General features: G+C 35.5%; 14 protein-coding genes. 10 read left to right on the plus strand and 4 right to left on the minus strand.

Going from position 1 to position 17,290, the window contains the following annotated elements; translation table 11 throughout:
- Positions 1 to 82 precede the first annotated feature (82 nt).
- Positions 83 to 1,003: a dihydrodipicolinate synthase family protein gene (locus ABS764_RS03995; protein ID WP_408080214.1), complete on the minus strand. Its 921-nt coding sequence runs from the start codon at positions 1,001 to 1,003 to the stop codon at positions 83 to 85.
- Between the two features lie 209 nt (positions 1,004 to 1,212).
- Positions 1,213 to 2,781 (minus strand): sodium:solute symporter, encoded by a 1,569-nt coding sequence (locus ABS764_RS04000; RefSeq protein WP_408080216.1) that lies wholly within the window; start codon positions 2,779 to 2,781, stop codon positions 1,213 to 1,215.
- Positions 2,782 to 3,467: 686 nt separating this feature from the next.
- Here ABS764_RS04000 and ABS764_RS04005 point away from each other — a divergent pair.
- From ABS764_RS04005 to ABS764_RS04050, 10 genes are all read left to right on the plus strand, one after another.
- Entirely contained in the window at positions 3,468 to 5,378 is a 1,911-nt protein-coding gene (locus ABS764_RS04005; protein WP_408080218.1) for an McrB family protein, read from the plus strand.
- Positions 5,379 to 5,384: 6 nt separating this feature from the next.
- On the plus strand, positions 5,385 to 7,751 hold the full coding sequence (locus ABS764_RS04010) for a DUF2357 domain-containing protein (protein ID WP_408080220.1): 2,367 nt from the start codon (positions 5,385 to 5,387) through the stop codon (positions 7,749 to 7,751).
- 72 nt (positions 7,752 to 7,823) lie between these two features.
- The gene (locus ABS764_RS04015) at positions 7,824 to 8,942 is read left to right on the plus strand and encodes a PQQ-dependent sugar dehydrogenase (protein ID WP_408080222.1); all 1,119 of its coding nucleotides are present in this window, start codon (positions 7,824 to 7,826) and stop codon (positions 8,940 to 8,942) included.
- Between the two features lie 88 nt (positions 8,943 to 9,030).
- A complete protein-coding gene (locus ABS764_RS04020; protein WP_408080224.1) occupies positions 9,031 to 9,486 on the plus strand; it encodes a c-type cytochrome in 456 nt (151 codons plus the stop codon).
- Between the two features lie 79 nt (positions 9,487 to 9,565).
- A complete protein-coding gene (locus ABS764_RS04025) occupies positions 9,566 to 10,588 on the plus strand; it encodes a hypothetical protein (RefSeq protein ID WP_408080226.1) in 1,023 nt (340 codons plus the stop codon).
- An 8-nt stretch (positions 10,589 to 10,596) separates the two neighbouring features.
- Positions 10,597 to 11,022 carry a hypothetical protein gene (locus tag ABS764_RS04030; protein ID WP_408080228.1) on the plus strand — a complete coding sequence of 142 codons (426 nt, stop codon included), beginning with the start codon at positions 10,597 to 10,599 and terminating at the stop codon, positions 11,020 to 11,022.
- Positions 11,019 to 11,450, plus strand: a complete 432-nt coding sequence (locus ABS764_RS04035) for a polysaccharide deacetylase family protein (protein ID WP_408080230.1) — start codon at positions 11,019 to 11,021, stop codon at positions 11,448 to 11,450. Before ABS764_RS04030 ends, ABS764_RS04035 begins: the two co-directional genes overlap by 4 nt.
- Positions 11,451 to 11,761: 311 nt before the next feature.
- On the plus strand, positions 11,762 to 13,198 hold the full coding sequence (locus ABS764_RS04040) for a circularly permuted type 2 ATP-grasp protein (RefSeq protein WP_408080232.1): 1,437 nt from the start codon (positions 11,762 to 11,764) through the stop codon (positions 13,196 to 13,198).
- Between the two features lie 41 nt (positions 13,199 to 13,239).
- Positions 13,240 to 14,193: an alpha-E domain-containing protein gene (locus ABS764_RS04045; protein WP_408080234.1), complete on the plus strand. Its 954-nt coding sequence runs from the start codon at positions 13,240 to 13,242 to the stop codon at positions 14,191 to 14,193.
- Positions 14,194 to 14,199: 6 nt separating this feature from the next.
- Positions 14,200 to 15,132, plus strand: coding sequence for a transglutaminase family protein (locus tag ABS764_RS04050; protein ID WP_408080236.1), 933 nt, complete (start codon positions 14,200 to 14,202; stop codon positions 15,130 to 15,132).
- Between the two features lie 78 nt (positions 15,133 to 15,210).
- On the opposite strand, the gene ABS764_RS04055 is transcribed toward ABS764_RS04050, so the two are convergent.
- Positions 15,211 to 16,488, minus strand: coding sequence for a murein hydrolase activator EnvC family protein (locus ABS764_RS04055; protein WP_408080238.1), 1,278 nt, complete (start codon positions 16,486 to 16,488; stop codon positions 15,211 to 15,213).
- Positions 16,489 to 16,512: 24 nt separating this feature from the next.
- Positions 16,513 to 17,289 carry a DUF4292 domain-containing protein gene (locus ABS764_RS04060; RefSeq protein WP_408080240.1) on the minus strand — a complete coding sequence of 259 codons (777 nt, stop codon included), beginning with the start codon at positions 17,287 to 17,289 and terminating at the stop codon, positions 16,513 to 16,515.
- Position 17,290 lies beyond the last annotated feature (1 nt).

Raw genomic sequence — 17,290 nt, forward strand, 5'->3', positions numbered from 1 at the left:
AAAACAATCGAACAGACGACTTAATAATCACTAAAAACTAACACTAACCATACACTAACCAAAATGTATTTCTTTTTATAAACTAGAATGACAATTCATTCTGGAGCATATCATATTCTGTTTGCAGCTGATCTACTGCATATTTTACAATAGGAGAAAAATCCCCTACTTCTCTGCGGGTGAAATTTGAAATAGGCAAACCTCTTTTTTGTAAAGCATATTTAGCCACAATAGGATACACATCATGCATAACCCCCATATTAGACTCTAAAAATTGTTGTACTGCTGCTAATTCCTCTTTCTTAGAAGTATCATTATAATTGTCGCAAATCCAGACAATTAATTCCGGGAAAAAGTTCCCCTGAATACAGGACAATCCTGCCGAACCTGCTTTTAACGATTCGATAGCATGTACCATATACGCATCATACAAACCAAATTCAGGATTTTTTACTACACTCAGTTTTGCCTTAATCTGATTGATATCTAAGCTGGTGTCTTTATGGTAAATTACTCTTCCTGTATTGACAAAATCTTCTAGCTGAGCCGCTGTCAGTACTCTTTTATAAGGAACCGGACATTCATAAAAACCCGTTGGAATTCCCGGTGTTAAATCCAGCAGCTGGTGTACATTATCCACAAACACAGCATCTGAATCTGTTTCTTTAGCCAGTAAACCGGATATTAAAATCACAGCATCGATTCCCGTACCGTATATTTTTTTAGTAAAATCGGCCTGTTCACTAATCGTTCCTTCAAAAGTCCCGGTAGCTACAATTGGCACCTGACCTGCCACGACATCAACCACGTGTTTGGTTACCTGAAGACGTTCTGCTTCGGATAATTCAAACATTTCACTTGACAAACAATTGGCAAATAAACCCGTAACTCCAGACTTTAAATACAATTCTGTAAGAGCTGTTAAAGTTTTGTAATCAATGCTGCCATCATTATTAAATGGCGTTAACATTACCGGAATAAATCCTTTTTTTGAATTGTTCATCGTTTTTTATTTAATAATTAGTGATTAGTGATGGTAATCAGTCAAAAACCACTGCTTTAATCTTTATTCTTCCTTCTTTTTCTTTTTTAAACACAAAGCGCACTAAGATTTTTTTCTTTGATGTCCTTTATAAAAACACAAACCTCACAAAGCCACTCTCTGCTTTCTTTCCTCTTGCTTCTTTCCTCTTCCCTCTAACTTCTTGCTTCCTAAATACTGCTTTCCAGTTTCTTCCCTCTGATTCTCGTAATAATAATTCCTGTCAAAAAGATACTTAACGTTCCTATTACAATAATCATATTAGTATCAAAAGGGCTTTTTAAAACCGGATAACTGGCCGCAATTTTATCTGAGAGTGACATCCATAAAATCACCACTAACCCAATGGCCGTTGCAATCATCGCTTCTAAATTTTTAGACTGTCTGCTCAGAATTCCTAATAAAAACAGTCCCAGCATTCCACCTGAGAATATTCCGCTCAGTTCCCACCAGATATCTAATACACTCTTAGTTCCTATCAGCATAATTCCAACACCCATTCCGGCGATTCCAAAAACAGCCGTAGCAATATAAAGCAGTCTTAAAAATTGTGTTTCTCCTAAATTAGGATTGAAATATCTTTTATAAATATCAATACAAAAAACTGTTGCCGTAGCATTCATCCCGGAACTGATGGTACTCATCGCCGCCGACATAATAGCCGAAATAATCAGTCCTACTAGTCCGGACGGAATTTCTTTTACCATAAACATTGGCATCACTTTATCGCCATAATCTGATGGTTTCAGTGTTTGCGCTGCAGCCTTAATCTGTTCGGCAGTGCTTCGTAAAGGAAGTCCTTCGGCAGCTGCTTTTAATTTAACTCCTTCAATTAATTCAGGATTAATATGGTAATAAGCATACAGACAGGAACCAATAATAAAAAACAGCAATGAAATAGGCACGTACATCAAAACACAAATCCATAAGGATTTAGCCGCTTCTTTTTTAGTTGTTGCCGCATGGTATCTTTGTACATAATTCTGGTCGATACCAAAGTTGTTCAGGTTGATAAAGAAACCATACAATAAGATCACCCAGAAAGTAGGCGAACTAAAATCCAGAGAAAAAGAACCCAGACTGAATTTATCATCGGCATTTCCTATTTCGATAATCTCACTTACGCCACCCGGTACTTTGTTGATGATAGTAAACAAAATCAATAAGGCTCCAAAAGTCAGCAAAACCGCCTGAATTACCTCAGTCCAAATTACTGCTTCAATTCCGCCCGAAACCGTATAAATTACAATACAAATACCCACAACCAGCATGATTGACTGCATATCATAACCCGTAAGCGCCTGTAAACTCAATGCAATTCCAAAGAATATCGAACCCATTCTGGCCAGTTGTGTAAAAATAAAACACACCACCGCATAGGTTCTGGCCCATAATCCAAAACGTTTTTCCAAATGCGAATAAGCCGAAACTTCCTGTACACTTCTGTAAAACGGAATGAATAATTTGTACGCAATAATGGCCGCAAAAGGCATCGACAAACTAAACACAAAAGCACTCCAGTTACTCCCAAAAGCTTTTCCCGGAACCCCTAAAAAAGTATTACTGCTCAGGAAAGTAGCATACAATGACAGACCTATTGCCCAGCCCGGAATGGCTCCCGAAGCCTTAGTATACTGCTCTGAACTCTTGTTTTTTCTGGAGAAATAAATTCCCACGCCAATCATAATCATCAGGTAAATGATAATAATAGCGATATCTAATAATGGTAAATTTTTCATTTATTAAAGATGGGATTTTATATTCAGTTTCTCGCCATCAATACACATATCCTACAATGTATTGATGATTTTACAAAAATATCCCAAAACTACAACGATTTCCTATGAGATTTTTTCAAAAGATTATAGGATGTTATCACAATGCTTCTCGATACATTTTTGGCTTGTCAAGTTGCTGTTCAAAACAAATTCCTTCAAGCCAAAAACACTCGAAGTGACGTAACAGTAGTCAGTTCGAGTGAATTTTCGGAAAATGCGAATAGCTTTTTCCGAAAATTTGTATCGAGAACTATTTTTATAAGAAGCTATTTCCTGCCCTTCGCTCCACTCTTATTTATAGTCTTGTTTTTTTCTAAGCACCAAAAAGGAGCTTCCTGCAGTCGCTCTTTTGGCACAAGAAAAAAATACAAGCCTACTGCATCAGGAGTTCCACTGCGGTCAGGGCTAGGGGAATACTAAATAAAAATATTCAACTTTAAAATACAATTAAATAGTTAAACATTTTCTTATTAAAGAAATTCTATTTGTTAGATTTGCATAATAAAAGTAAACGTCAACCAAAAAAATTATTTAGAAAGTATAAAAATAGGTTACTTATACATTCCTATAATTTTGAAAAACTAGCAAAATTATTTAGTTAGTTTACATATTATCATTTTTCAGTTTTTAAATTAATCTAGTAAAACATGAATTTCACAAAAGATCTTTTATTACAGGCAATAGAAAAAATTAATTTAAATCCTAATCTACGGGAAAACAGAAATTCTTCTACTTATGATTTAATTTATAATGATGTTAAATATCCTCCTATTTTAGTTTTATCAGAAGCAAATAAAATAAATGGTGGTAAAGAATTGCTTTTATCTGATTTCAAAAATAAAATTGATATTCCTTTTAAAATATTACGAGATAATGGATTTAAAATATCTAAAAAAAATAATGAAGTAAAATATTGGATAGAAAAAACTATTACCAAAAAAAGGATTGATAGATTAGAAGGCGAAAGAGCTTTAGGAAAAGCATTGTGGTCACCACAAAAAGATAAGAGAGGTGCAGATATATATAACAACATGACAAAAGTGAATGATGGTGATTATATATTACACCTAATTGATAATTCATACATCTCCGGCATTTCTATTGTTAAAAATAAAGCTATAGAGACTAATGGTGTACAAGGCACAGAATGGAATGGACCTGCCTATTTAATTTCACTAGAAAACTACACTCCTTTTAAAACTCCTTTAAGCAGAACTGAAATTTTAAAACCAAGTAATAAAAAAAAACTAGACGAAATTGCTAATATAAGTGAAGTGTTTTATAATAAGAAACTAGATTTAAGACAAGGAGCATACCTTACTCCCTGTCCTATAGAATTATTAGAATTAATAAATCATGAATATTACAATCAAAACACTGAAAATTTACCTTTAATAAATGTACCTTTCCAAAATGATGAAGATATATTTATGAATAATTTTAATTACAAATTTTTTCATCAAAAAACAGAAGAAGCAAGCTTATTATTCTCAGAAAAAATGGTTTCTCGATTTATAGCTTCTTTAACTGCAAAACCATTTGTAATCCTTAGCGGCTTATCCGGTTCTGGAAAAACCAAAATTGCTCAGAGCTTTGTGCAATGGATTTGTGAAAATGATTTTCAATATAAAATTGTGCCAGTTGGTGCTGATTGGACCAATCGCGAACCTTTGGTGGGCTATCCTAATGGTTTAAACCCTAATGAATACATAACTCCAGATAGTGGTGTGTTAAATTTATTAATTGATGCTGAAAAAGATGAAAGCAGACCATACTTTCTGATTTTAGATGAAATGAACCTTAGTCATGTAGAACGTTATTTCGCAGACTTTTTAAGCATAATGGAATCTAACGATACCATAAAATTATATACGGGTAATACAAGAAAAAGTTTATATGGTTTGTCTATACCTTTAGAAATAGGTTGGCCGAAAAATGTATTTATTATTGGAACGGTTAATATTGATGAAACAACGTATATGTTTAGTCCAAAAGTGCTTGATAGAGCAAACGTAATTGAATTCAGAATTACAGAAGATGAAATCAATGGCTTTTTAGCAAATCCAGGTGTTCCAGATTTATCGAAACTAAAAGGACAAGGAATTGCAATGGCAGAAAGTTTTTTATTAATTGCAGAAAATCTAGAAATAGACAAAAATGAAGCATTAGCAAAAGAGTTGGTTTATTTCTTTAACGAGCTTAAAAAAGTAGGTGCTGAATTTGGCTATCGTTCTGCGGCTGAAATTATGCAATTGGTAACTAAACTGAAAATACTAGAACCTTCAACTACAGATGATGATTGTTTAGATATTGCGATTATGCAAAAATTATTACCTAAATTACATGGTTCTAGAAGTAAGTTGGTGAAAATATTAATTGCCTTAGCGGGATTATGCATTGATGGCATGAAAAAAGAAGATTTCGAAAAGAATTTTGAAGATCTTTGCAAAAAAGACTTTGAAGAAATTAAAATTAAGTATCCTATTTCATTCGAAAAACTAATAAGAATGTACAAAAATGTATTGGCTAATGGTTTTACTAGTTATGCCGAAGCATAGAAAAATATGGAGGAATTCAAACAACATATTCAAATACCATTAACCTTCTTCAACAATATTGACTTTTTAGAAATTTATCCTGAAAATAAGGCGAGGCTTTTTGAAATTACAGAAAATGAAGCAAATGAAAATGGAGAAAGTACCTTTCAAATTTTGGAAGGAAACTGCTATGAATATGCCTTTACCAATAAAAAATATCGCTTACATTGTAGTATTGATGGCGTGGTTTCCACATCTAAACGTGAACCATCTACAGGTAGACTTGTTCCAAATATCTATGTAGGAACGTTAACATTATTTGTTACCGATATAACTCAAGAGAATAAAGAATTTTCTATTACTTTAGAAGTCTTAGCCACAAAGTTCGATACTGAACTCGATAAAAGTTACCGCGAAAACTATCGTTTCATGTTAAAAGACATAACCGATAAGTGTACAGAACTTTTAATGCAAATCAATTCTCCTGTAGAACAAAATTTTGAAACCGACTTTTCGAGAAACAATGAAACGATTTACCAACGATTTAGTTTTATAAATGCCATCATCCAAAACAAAGATTTTGAAGAGGCAGTTCTAAAAATAATAGCTTCCCCTAAAACCAATTGGGATACTGAGGAAGAAGTAGTTGACATTCGTAGAATAAAAAGATTCAACAATGCAGCAAGTAAGCAAATTACATCGGGTTCAATTAGAATTCCATTACAGTCAAAACATCCATTATTTAAAATAGGTATTACATCAATACCTAATAAAATAAATAGTCACAAAAAAATCGAGCACGCAGATACATCTGAGAATAGATTTATAAAGCATGCCTTAGAAGTTTTTTTAAGATTTGCTGAAGATTGCCAAAAGTACTTCAAAGATAAAGGATATGCCAGACCATCTGCTGAAGCCTCTAATTTGGTTACAAAATTGGAAGGCTTTTTAAGTCAATCATTTTTCAAAGATATATCTAGACCAACATCATTAAAATTAAATAGCCCTGTTTTACAAAGAAAAAGTGGTTATCGAGAAGTTTTAAGTACATGGTTACAATTCGATTTAGCTTCCAAATTAGTTTGGAAAGGCGGAGATGATGTTTATAAAGCGGGTAAAAGAGATATTGCAACTTTATATGAGTATTGGTTGTTTTTTACTTTGTACGACCTATTCAAAGCTAAGTTTAAAATAAAAGATATAGAGCACGAAGAACAACCTTATAATCATTTAATAGAACCTACCATAGATGGTTTAAATGTAATGGTAAAACAAGGTAAACACACCGCTTTGTATGGTGATTTTATCACAGAAAATAGAACATTAAAAGTTAAATTCTCTTTCAATCGTTCTTTTAAAGGCGGTACAAAATATACTGATGATCAAGCGGGTAGTTATACAACCACACTTCGCCCCGATTATACTTTATCAGTTTGGCCAGCAATATTAAAAGAAAAAGAAGCTGAAAAACAAGAACTTATTGTACATATTCATTTCGATGCAAAATATAAAGTCACACAATTTCAAATTCAAACTTCGACAGATAGCGATTTGATAGAACAAGAGGAGAATAATGAGCGTAAGGGTATTTATAAAAATGCTGATTTATTAAAAATGCACGCTTACAAGGATGCAATCAGAAGATCGGGAGGAGCTTATGTATTATATCCAGGTACAGAGAAAAAGGAAATAAGAGGTTTCCATGAAATCATCCCGGGCTTAGGAGCTTTTGCTATCAATCCAACAAACAACAACAATGATATATCTGAATTATCAAAATTTATAGATTTAGTAATTGACCACTTGTTAGATAGAGCATCACAAAGAGAAAATATAAGTCACAAAATCCATCAAATTTACCAAATTGATAAAGAAGATGATAATATCCTTCACGCACCAATTCCAGAATATTTAAATGGAAAAAAACTAATCCCAGACGATACTTTTGTGTTAGTTGGATATGCGACTACTAATGAACGTTTTAACTGGTATGAAGAAAATGGAAAATACATTTTCCGCATGGATGAAGAAATGGGTTCATTAGAACTGAATAATGAAGTAGTAAATGCAAAATATTTATTATTGAGACGTAGTGGTGAATCTACTGCTTCAAATATTTATGAAATTAAAAGTAGAGGACCAAAAGTTTTTTCAACAATTCATTTAGATAAACTAAAATATCCACCATCAAAAAAACCAAAGGATTATTATTTAGCCATCGAAATACAAAAGATAACAACCTCTGAATTTCAAAATGTAAGTTGGGATTTTAAAGAATTGGAAGAATACAAAGAAACACAAGAAATCATAAAAAATCCATATTCAAAAGTAGGTATGCCTTTTACAGTGTCATTAACTAAATTGATGAAAACAAAGCAAAAGAAATTGCTTTAAGAAGCTCATAATCTTAAATCACCCGTATCAAACTTTTTATTATCTTTAAAACCACTTTTTATTTCCCAAATCATGCGATCATTAGCGATATTCCTTTTTTCTTTTATCATTTTCAGCTGTCACGCACAGTTAAAGACTAACGATGCGGTTCCGCTACAGGAAGAAGTGAAAAATTATACTTTAGAAACCGTAGTCGATGGCATTAACAATCCGTGGGGAATGGCATTCTTACCCGATGGTTCGATGTTGATAACCGAAAAATCAGGAATTTTATACCATTTTAAAAACGGTTCAAAAACCGAAGTCAAAAATCTTCCTGCGGTTTACAACCGCGGTCAGGGTGGTTTGATGGATGTGGTACTGCATCCTAATTATGCTCAAAACGGCTGGATTTACATTACGTATGCTTCCACAGAAGGCGAAGGCACAGGCGGAAACACCAAATTAATCCGGGCTAAACTGGAAAATGAAGCATTAACACAAATAGAATCTTTATACAAATGCGAACCCAATACGACTAAAGGGCAGCATTTTGGTTCCCGAATTGTTTTTGACAACGAAGGACATTTGTATTTTTCGGCCGGAGAACGCGGCAATCATTTTGTAAATCCTCAGGATATCACCCGTGACAACGGTAAAATTTACCGCCTGAATGACGATGGCAGTATCCCAAAAGACAATCCGTTTGTAGGAAAGGAAAATGCCAAAGAAGCTATTTATTCTTATGGACACCGTAATCCGCAGGGCATGGCCGTACATCCTGAAACGGGTGTTCTGTGGGAACACGAGCACGGTCCTCAGGGCGGTGACGAAATCAATATTATCAAAAAAGCGGCAAATTACGGCTGGCCGGTGGTCACTTACGGGATTGATTATGACAATTCGGTTATCAGTAACGAACAAACCAAATCCGGAATTGAAAATCCTGTTTATTACTGGGCGCCCTCTATCGCTCCAAGCGGAATGGCATTTGTAACCAGCGATAAATATCCCCACTGGAAAGGACATTTATTGGTCGGTTCGCTAAAATTTCAATACTTGGAGCTGGTAAAACTGGACGGCGAAAAAATCATTGGCAGACAAAAAATTGCGGCTGATAGCGGTCGTTTGCGTAATGTAGTACAAGGTCCCGATGGCTTTATTTACATGGGTGTAGAAGGTAAAGGAATTGTAAAAATTATACCCAACTAAACTACCGCAGATTCGCATATTTTTTATAATAATGTGCGGTAAAAAAACTGAAACAGTGCTTCAATAAATTAAACCTAATTAGATTAACATGCTATTTACCAAAATAAATATTGGCGTAAGCTTATTGGTTCTGGGTGGTTTGTATCTTTCAAACCCAAACACTTTTACCAGCTCAGAAAAGGAGTATTTCTCTATCACACAACAACAAACGCCTTTGCAAACAAGTATCGCCCGCGGCAAAGAAGTCTATACTGATTTTTGTATGCAGTGTCATCTGGCAACAGGAAAAGGAAACGGAACCAGCTTTCCTCCTCTGGACGGTTCCGACTGGCTAAAAAAGAAAAGAACCGAAAGCATTCATGCCGTGAAATACGGTCAAAAAGGCGAAATCACGGTCAACCAGAAGAAATTCAATACCATGATGCCGCCCATGGGCTTAAGCAATGAGGAAATAGCAGATGTGATGAACTACATCATGAATTCCTGGAGCAACAAAAACCCAAAAATGGTTACGGTTCAGGAAGTTGCTTCCATAAAACCATAAAGACGGTAAATTTTAATTTTAAGACAGAAACCGACGGTATTAAATACACTATCTTTGGTATTTAATACCATTTCTTTTTATGAAAAAACATGCTTTGGCAATCTTCACTCCTGTTTTATTTTTACTTTTTACCAATTGCAAACAAAGCGAAAACCACACAGAAGAAACTCCCCAAAAAGACACTATAGCCGTAAAAACGGATTCAGTTCCTAAAAAGGTTACTACTATTGATACTGTAGATTTCAACCGTCGCATGCTGGCATTAAGCAATCAGGACACCACCGGAAGATGGCCGGTAAAAGCGCCGTATCCTTTACCCGGAGCCTTATTGCCGTACCATAGAATTATTGCTTTTTACGGCAATTTATACTCCAAAAGAATGGGCGTTTTAGGCGAATATCCTAAAGATGAAATGCTGGCAAAACTTCAGGAAGAAGTTACGAAATGGCAGGCTGCCGATTCTACCGTAATTACTATCCCGGCATTGCATTACATTGCTGTTTCGGCTCAGGCGGCTCCGGGAAAAGCAAACCGTCATAATATGCGAATGCCTTTTAAACAAATTGATACGGTTTTAAGCTGGGCAAAACCTATTAATGCTTTAGTTTTTTTAGACATTCAGGTGGGACACAGTACGGTGAAAGAAGAAGTAAGCCAACTGGAAGAATATCTGGCTTTACCCAATGTTCATTTAGGAATTGATCCGGAATTCTCGATGAAAAACGGCGAGATTCCGGGTACAAAAATCGGAACTTTCTCAGCAGATGACATCAATGACGCAATTGATATTCTGGCAAAAATTGTTCGTGAAAAAAAATTAGCTCCAAAAGTATTGGTTGTTCATCGTTTCACTCAGGGAATGGTCACTAATTATAAAACCATTAAAACCGTTCCTGAAGTGCAGATTGTGATGGATATGGACGGATTTGGCAGTCAGGTTTTAAAACGTTCTACCTATTTAAGATACATTTACAGAGAACCGGTTCAGTTCACCGGTTTCAAATTATTTTATAAAAATGACAACTGGAACGACTGGAAAATGTATACTCCGGAACAATTATTACAGTTTACTCCCAAACCAAGTTACATTCAGTTTCAATAATTTTAGCAATGAAAAAAGCAATAAGTAGCGCAATTGTAACGCTTTTTTTGATATCCGGCTGTCAGCAGAGGAAAAATACTGTTGCTGAAAAAGAAGTTAGTATTACAGAAAACTCAACTCCTGCCAAACAAGAACCACGTCTGGTGGCTAATAATGCTGCAGCAATACTGGCTAAAAAAGAAGTGCCTGTTTTGTGTTATCATAATATCAGAGATTTTTCAGAATCTGCCGGCGAAATGACTAAAACTTACACCGTAAAACCTGCCAACTTTGCTGAACAGATGAAAGCCTTGGCCGATGCAGGTTATCATAGTATTTTGCCCGATCAGTTGTATGATTATCTGGTTTATAACAAAGCGTTACCTGAAAAACCGGTGATGATACTTTTGACGATACCCGAGCAGAACAATACAGTATTGGCACAGCCGAAATGAAAAAACATAATTTTAAAGGAGTTTTCTTTGTGATGACGGTTTCCATTAACCGGCCAAACTATCTGAGCTCAGCGGAAATTAAGGACTTATCTGATTCCGGACACGGTATTGCAGCCCACACCTGGGACCATCATATGGTTACCAAATACAGTGGGGAAGACTGGAACATTCAATTGGTTAAACCAAAAACCAGACTCGAAGCAATCATCGGAAAACCCGTCACTGATTTTGCTTATCCTTTTGGCTTATGGAACAAAGAGGCTATTCCTGAAATTAAAAACAATGGATACAAGATGGCATTTATTCTTTCTGCCAAAAGAGATTCGACTGCTCCATTATATACCATCCGACGGATGATTGTTTCCGGAAACTGGAGTACAGACAGAATGATCAAAGCAATGGAAACTACTTTTAAAAATGCGAAATAAGCAAAAGATAAAAAAAGCCCATATTCCGGAGTCAGCAAGTCTTTAACTCCATCTAAAAATATTTTCTTAAAATCTTTGGAAATCAGCCACATCCTTTTATTACTGTTTTAGATTGTTGAGAAATTTGAAAAAAAATTTAGTTTTAAAACACTAATTATCAAAAAACATATCTTCAAAAAAAGAATGCTGTATTAATTACAGTATTCATAACAAATTTAAATTTACATATCTTAAAATTTAGTAAATTAGCCTAAATACTGATATTTTATTAATCAAATTTAGTTTTTATTAATTTTTCAATAATTGTTAGGATGGTAAATTTAACACCAAAATTAGGTCCGAAAGGATGGGATGAAATGTTTTCTAATGACGGGGTAAGGGATTCTTACAAACAGGTTCTGCAAACATTAGAGAGTTTAAATATTGACAAGCTCAATCTGAAACAGAAACAGGCTTCGGATATTTTCATGAACCAGGGAATCACATTTACGGTTTACAGCGATGATAATCAGGGCATCGAAAGAATTTTTCCTTTTGATATTATTCCCAGAATAATTACTAAAAACGAATGGCTGGAAGTTGAAACCGGAATTGCACAACGGTTAAAAGCGCTAAATCTGTTTCTGGAAGACATTTATAACGAACAGCTGATTGTAAAAGATGGCATCATGCCTGCTTCGATAATTGCTTCCTGCCCTCATTATATTCCCGAAGTACATGGTATTAAGGTACCGCATGACATTCATGTTCATATTGCGGGCATCGATTTAATAAGAGGGGAAAAGGGAGAATTTTATGTACTGGAAGACAATTTAAGATGTCCCAGCGGGGTGAGTTATATGCTGGAAAACCGGGAAATTACCAAACGCATTTTTCCGGAAATGTTTCGTGCCAATAATGTGAGCATGGTGGCTAACTACCCGATGATTTTCCATAACATTTTAATTTCGCTTTCGCCAAGAAGCATCTCTAATCCTAATGTGGTTTTGCTGACTCCGGGCGTTTATAACTCGGCATATTATGAGCATACTTTTTTAGCCAGACAAATGGGAATTCCGCTGGTAGAAGGACGTGACCTTGTGGTAAACAATCACAAAGTGTATATGAAAACCACCTCAGGTCTGCAACAGGTAGATGTTATTTACAGACGTCTGGACGACGAATATCTTGATCCGCTGGTTTTTAAACCCGACAGTGCTTTAGGCGTTCCGGGCTTAATAAGTGCTTATAAAATGGGAAATGTAGCCTTAGTAAATGCTGTGGGAAATGGTGTTGCCGATGATAAAGCCATTTATGCTTTTGTGCCGCAAATGATTAAATACTACCTGAATGAAGAGCCTATCCTGAAAAATGTTCCAACGTATCAGATGGAAAACACAGAAGAACGTGAATTTGTATTTGCCAACATGGAAAATATGGTCATTAAAGAAACCAACCAGAGCGGCGGATACGGAATGGTTATGGGAAACAAGGCTTCCGAAGAAGAACTCGAAGCTGCTAAAGTGGCTATTTTAAACAATCCCCGCAATTTTATTGCGCAGCCTATCATTCAGTTAAGCACCGTTCCCTGTTACATTGACGGCGAACTAAAACTGCGTCATGTGGATTTAAGACCTTATGCGCTTTGTGGTCCTAACGGAGTACAAATAGTTCCCGGTGGACTCACCCGTGTGGCACTTACGGAAGGTTCACTGGTAGTAAATTCCTCTCAGGGCGGCGGAAGCAAGGATACCTGGATTATGAAATAATGAAATCGAAATTGTTTTTTTAAACTTTAAAAAAAATAACTATGGAAGTAAATATGCTCAGTCGTGTAGCCGACGGAATGTTCTGGCTCAACCGATACATGGAAAGAACCGATGGAATGCTGCTTACCCTCAACACCCTTTACATCATGTCTTTTGATCAGGAAACGAATGATTATCAGGGATACAAACCATTGTTAAAATATTACACTGATTTATCTCCGGAATACATTGCCGAATTTCAGCATGACACTAATTTTGTGTTGAAATATGTCATTTGTGATAATAAAAACCTTAATTCCGTTCGGAATTTAATTACCAAAGCCCGGGAAAATGCAAGAGGTTCGCAGGATAAAATTACCAAAGAACTTTGGGAACACATCAATTCGATGTACCATTATATCAATGCCGCCGACTTGCCTAAAAGACTGGAAACCCCCGAAGCCATTAGTATTTTGGCCAAATTGAACAAAGATTTTTTGTTATACAATGGGATATTTCATGTTACCATGCCCAGAGGTTTGGGCTGGTGTTTTTCGAGCATTGGCAAACATATCGAACGATGTCTGCAAACTATTTCGATGACACAATCCTATTATGCACCTATTGAATACAATCTGGAAGGAAAAGAAGATTTATTGTATTGGAGAAAATTATTGTTATCGCTGTCGGGTTACGAATTGTATCTGAAAAGCTATAGTAATATACCGCACAATCGAAAAGTAATCCAACATGTCATTTTCAACCCTGATTTTGCACATTCGGTAATATTTACGCTGGGTTTGATAGAAACCTATCTGGAATGTGTGTTTAGAAACAACAACCTGATGGAAGCACGTACGATGCGCAATCAATTTGGCCGACTTAAAAGCTACATAGAATACACTGATTACCATCACCTTAGCAATTATCAGTTAGAACAAGTATTAAAAAACACTAAAGATCAGCTGAATGATTTTTCGATGGATTTTTCAAAATTATTCTTTTCATATACCTAAACCACAATGGCAGTTTTTAACATCATCCATATTACCAAATACAAATACAACTTCGCTATCAAAGAGAGCATTAATGAAATACGCTTGTTTCCGCATCACTTTGAAAACCAGGATGTGTTGCAATACCAGCTTTTGATTACTCACAATCCCGATGTGGCTTATACAAATGATTATCATGGAAACAGGGTGGGCAACTTTAATATTTTAGAAGCCCATACCGAAATGACTATTGAATCCCGGATGCTGGTGCGTGTAAATCATTCGCTTAGAATTCCTGAAACTGAGGATACCAAAGCAGCCGATCTGGATTTTCACAATGATATTTATCTTTTACGTCTCTGCTATCCGGAAACCATCAGCAAGCAGCAGGAAATCATGGCTATTTTAAAAGAAATTGATTATGAAAACAAATCGATTGTTGACATTGCTTTTGACTGTAGCCAATACATTTACAACAATTTTACCTATACCAAAGGCATTACCAATATTGAAACAACAACAGATGAAATTTTAGGTCACCGCAAAGGTGTCTGTCAGGATTTTGCTCATGTGCTGTTACAGCTTTTAAGAACTGCCGGTATTCCGTCAAGATACGTCAGCGGTTATATTTGCCCTAACGAAAGCGGACTCAGAGGAGAAGGGGCTACGCATGCCTGGGTTGAAATTTATACCCCAAAACAAGGCTGGCTGGGTATTGATCCGACCAACAATATCTGGACTATGGACAATCATGTCAAACTCTCGGTTGGAAACAATTTTACCGATTGTACTCCTGTAAAAGGAACTTTCAAAGGGGTTTCTAAACAAACACTTTCGGTTTTTGTTTCTGTTGGTTATGAAGATGGACGCCACTTTGAAGAAATCAATGATGTGGAATTACAAAAAAATTCCATTGAATTTCAGCAACAATTACTGTATGCCGAACAACAGCAGCAATAAACTGTATTATTTTCAGACCTAAAAAAAAGCGAATCAGAAAAATATCCGATCCGCTTTTTATTTTTATGTCAGCATCTACTAATTAGCCAGCCAGCCCTGTGGATTCATATAGGTTGTATTTTGAGATAAAATAAACTTAAGCACCGTTTTTCCGGTATCTCCACTGGTACGGATTCTGCCTAAATTTTGTTTGATACTTACTTTCTCTCCTGCAGATACATTCACAGAACTCAGGTTTTGATACACCGTAAAATAATCCCCATGCTGAATCATTACTGCTTTATTTACAGGAGTAATTAACCAGATACGGGATACTTCTCCTGCAAAAACAGCTCTGGCATTTGCTCCTTCATTAGTAGTGATTTCCAAACCACTATTGTGTACCACTAAGGTATTGTAAATAGGATGCGGCTGATCACCGTAGCCTAATGATATAAATCCTTTTTCTACCGGCCATGGTAATTTTCCACGATTGGCTTTAAAATTATCGGCAATTATTTTGTCCTCAGGGGTCATCTCAATCCTTGAAGAAGAAACTGAGCCTCTGGAAACTGTTGCTTTTCCTGTGTCTGATTTTGATTTATCACCGCTGGCAGCAGCCTTAGCGCGTTCGGCAGCAGCTTTTCTGTTAGCCTCAGCAATAGCTTCCCGAATCAAACGGTTAATTTGACCATCAATAGTTTTAGATTCTCTTTGTTTTTTTCGAATATCAGAAACAATCCTGTTCTTATCTTTTTTAATTGAATTGACCAGTTTTTCCTGTTCTTGCTTTTCTTCTACCAGAGCTAAACGTTCCTTTTTATTTTCTTCCAGAAGTTTTTGTTTGGCAATTTTCTGAAGCTTTAATTTTTCATTAATACTAAGTAATTCTTTGGATTTCTTATTGATTTCTACTCCCTGTGATTTTCTAAAACTGGTATATTGTTTTAAATACTGCGCTCTTTTATAAGCCTGCAGGAAATTTTCCGAAGAAAGGATAAACATAGCACGGCTTTGCTCTGAACGGCTTTTGTATGAATTTACAATTTTCTTAGCGTAATCTTCTTTTAAAACTTTTAATTCCCGGTTGAGCTTGTTTATCTTAAGTTGGTTGCGATACATATCATCCGCTAAAAGCCGGGTTTGTTTTTCGGTGGTATTAATCAGATTCTCTTTCAGTCTGATTTTGTTTTTCTGAATCAAAAAAACATTCATCGCCGATTTTTCCTTTGACTTGACGTTTTGTAACATCTTTTCGTTATCTCTGATTTCTCTCTGAATCTGAGCTTTTCGTTGTTCTAACTTTTCTTGCTGCGACTGGCTCCACATGGTAGCAGTCAGGCATACAAATAACAGACTAAGGAAATATTTTGGCATCTTAAGAAATATTTTTTTGCAAATTTACTTAATTATTATTCTTTTGTAACCATCCGGAACGCTATATGGGAAAGAAAGTTCTTCATTAAATGAAACAGAATTGTAATTTAAGTTAATTTCCGTTTTCCCTTTAGGCTGTTCTGTTTTAATTTCAACACTAGCCGGCAAATTTGCTTCTTTATAAGCCACTCTCTCCGGATAACTAATCTGAATGCTTCTGTTTTTATCCGTCTGGCTTACCTGTTGTTTGTTTACCGTAAAATCATTTGGATTAAAATAGTAGCTTTTTTGTGTATTTCCGTTAGCAGCATCATCCAGACGGTATAAATTATCGAGTAAAATTTTAGTGTATTTCCCTTTATTCAAATCGTCCAGAGCTTCTCCGGTTAGCATATTCTGAATTTTGTTATAATCCAAATCTGTTCCTAACCACTGGCTTAATGCGGTAAAATCACCTTCAAAATAAGTGCCTTTTATTTTTTCATAATAACTCACCGAAGTGGGAGTTATAGAAGCTTTAGCCATTGTTATTCCTAAAAAACGTATGCTGACCAGAATTTGCCGGTCTTTGTTTATTTTAATTTCTGCGGTTACATTCTGTGACTGTTTTTCATCCGTATAACGGGCACTGGCTTTAACGTATAATGTAGAAAAATCACTTTTATTGCTATAGTGATTGTCTATTATCCTTGCTGTCTTCATATCATCAACAGGTTCTGTAACCGTTGTGGAGATAACCGTGGCTTTAGGTTTACAGGAAACCATACCTATAACTACTAATAATACTATTATTCTTTTCATC

The sequence above is a fragment of the Flavobacterium plantiphilum genome, from assembly GCF_046000495.1.
Taxonomy (GTDB): domain Bacteria; phylum Bacteroidota; class Bacteroidia; order Flavobacteriales; family Flavobacteriaceae; genus Flavobacterium; species Flavobacterium plantiphilum.

What these genes read in the sequence shown, in the direction of transcription:
- ABS764_RS03995 (WP_408080214.1), bottom strand. Translation starts at nt 1,003, where the DNA reads ATGAACAATTCAAAAAAAGGATTTATTCCGGTAATGTTAACGCCATTT.
- ABS764_RS04000 (WP_408080216.1), bottom strand. Translation starts at nt 2,781, where the DNA reads ATGAAAAATTTACCATTATTAGATATCGCTATTATTATCATTTACCTG.
- ABS764_RS04005 (WP_408080218.1), top strand. Translation starts at nt 3,468, where the DNA reads ATGAATTTCACAAAAGATCTTTTATTACAGGCAATAGAAAAAATTAAT.
- ABS764_RS04010 (WP_408080220.1), top strand. Translation starts at nt 5,385, where the DNA reads ATGGAGGAATTCAAACAACATATTCAAATACCATTAACCTTCTTCAAC.
- ABS764_RS04015 (WP_408080222.1), top strand. Translation starts at nt 7,824, where the DNA reads ATGCGATCATTAGCGATATTCCTTTTTTCTTTTATCATTTTCAGCTGT.
- ABS764_RS04020 (WP_408080224.1), top strand. Translation starts at nt 9,031, where the DNA reads ATGCTATTTACCAAAATAAATATTGGCGTAAGCTTATTGGTTCTGGGT.
- ABS764_RS04025 (WP_408080226.1), top strand. Translation starts at nt 9,566, where the DNA reads ATGAAAAAACATGCTTTGGCAATCTTCACTCCTGTTTTATTTTTACTT.
- ABS764_RS04030 (WP_408080228.1), top strand. Translation starts at nt 10,597, where the DNA reads ATGAAAAAAGCAATAAGTAGCGCAATTGTAACGCTTTTTTTGATATCC.
- ABS764_RS04035 (WP_408080230.1), top strand. Translation starts at nt 11,019, where the DNA reads ATGAAAAAACATAATTTTAAAGGAGTTTTCTTTGTGATGACGGTTTCC.
- ABS764_RS04040 (WP_408080232.1), top strand. Translation starts at nt 11,762, where the DNA reads ATGGTAAATTTAACACCAAAATTAGGTCCGAAAGGATGGGATGAAATG.
- ABS764_RS04045 (WP_408080234.1), top strand. Translation starts at nt 13,240, where the DNA reads ATGGAAGTAAATATGCTCAGTCGTGTAGCCGACGGAATGTTCTGGCTC.
- ABS764_RS04050 (WP_408080236.1), top strand. Translation starts at nt 14,200, where the DNA reads ATGGCAGTTTTTAACATCATCCATATTACCAAATACAAATACAACTTC.
- ABS764_RS04055 (WP_408080238.1), bottom strand. Translation starts at nt 16,488, where the DNA reads ATGCCAAAATATTTCCTTAGTCTGTTATTTGTATGCCTGACTGCTACC.
- ABS764_RS04060 (WP_408080240.1), bottom strand. Translation starts at nt 17,289, where the DNA reads ATGAAAAGAATAATAGTATTATTAGTAGTTATAGGTATGGTTTCCTGT.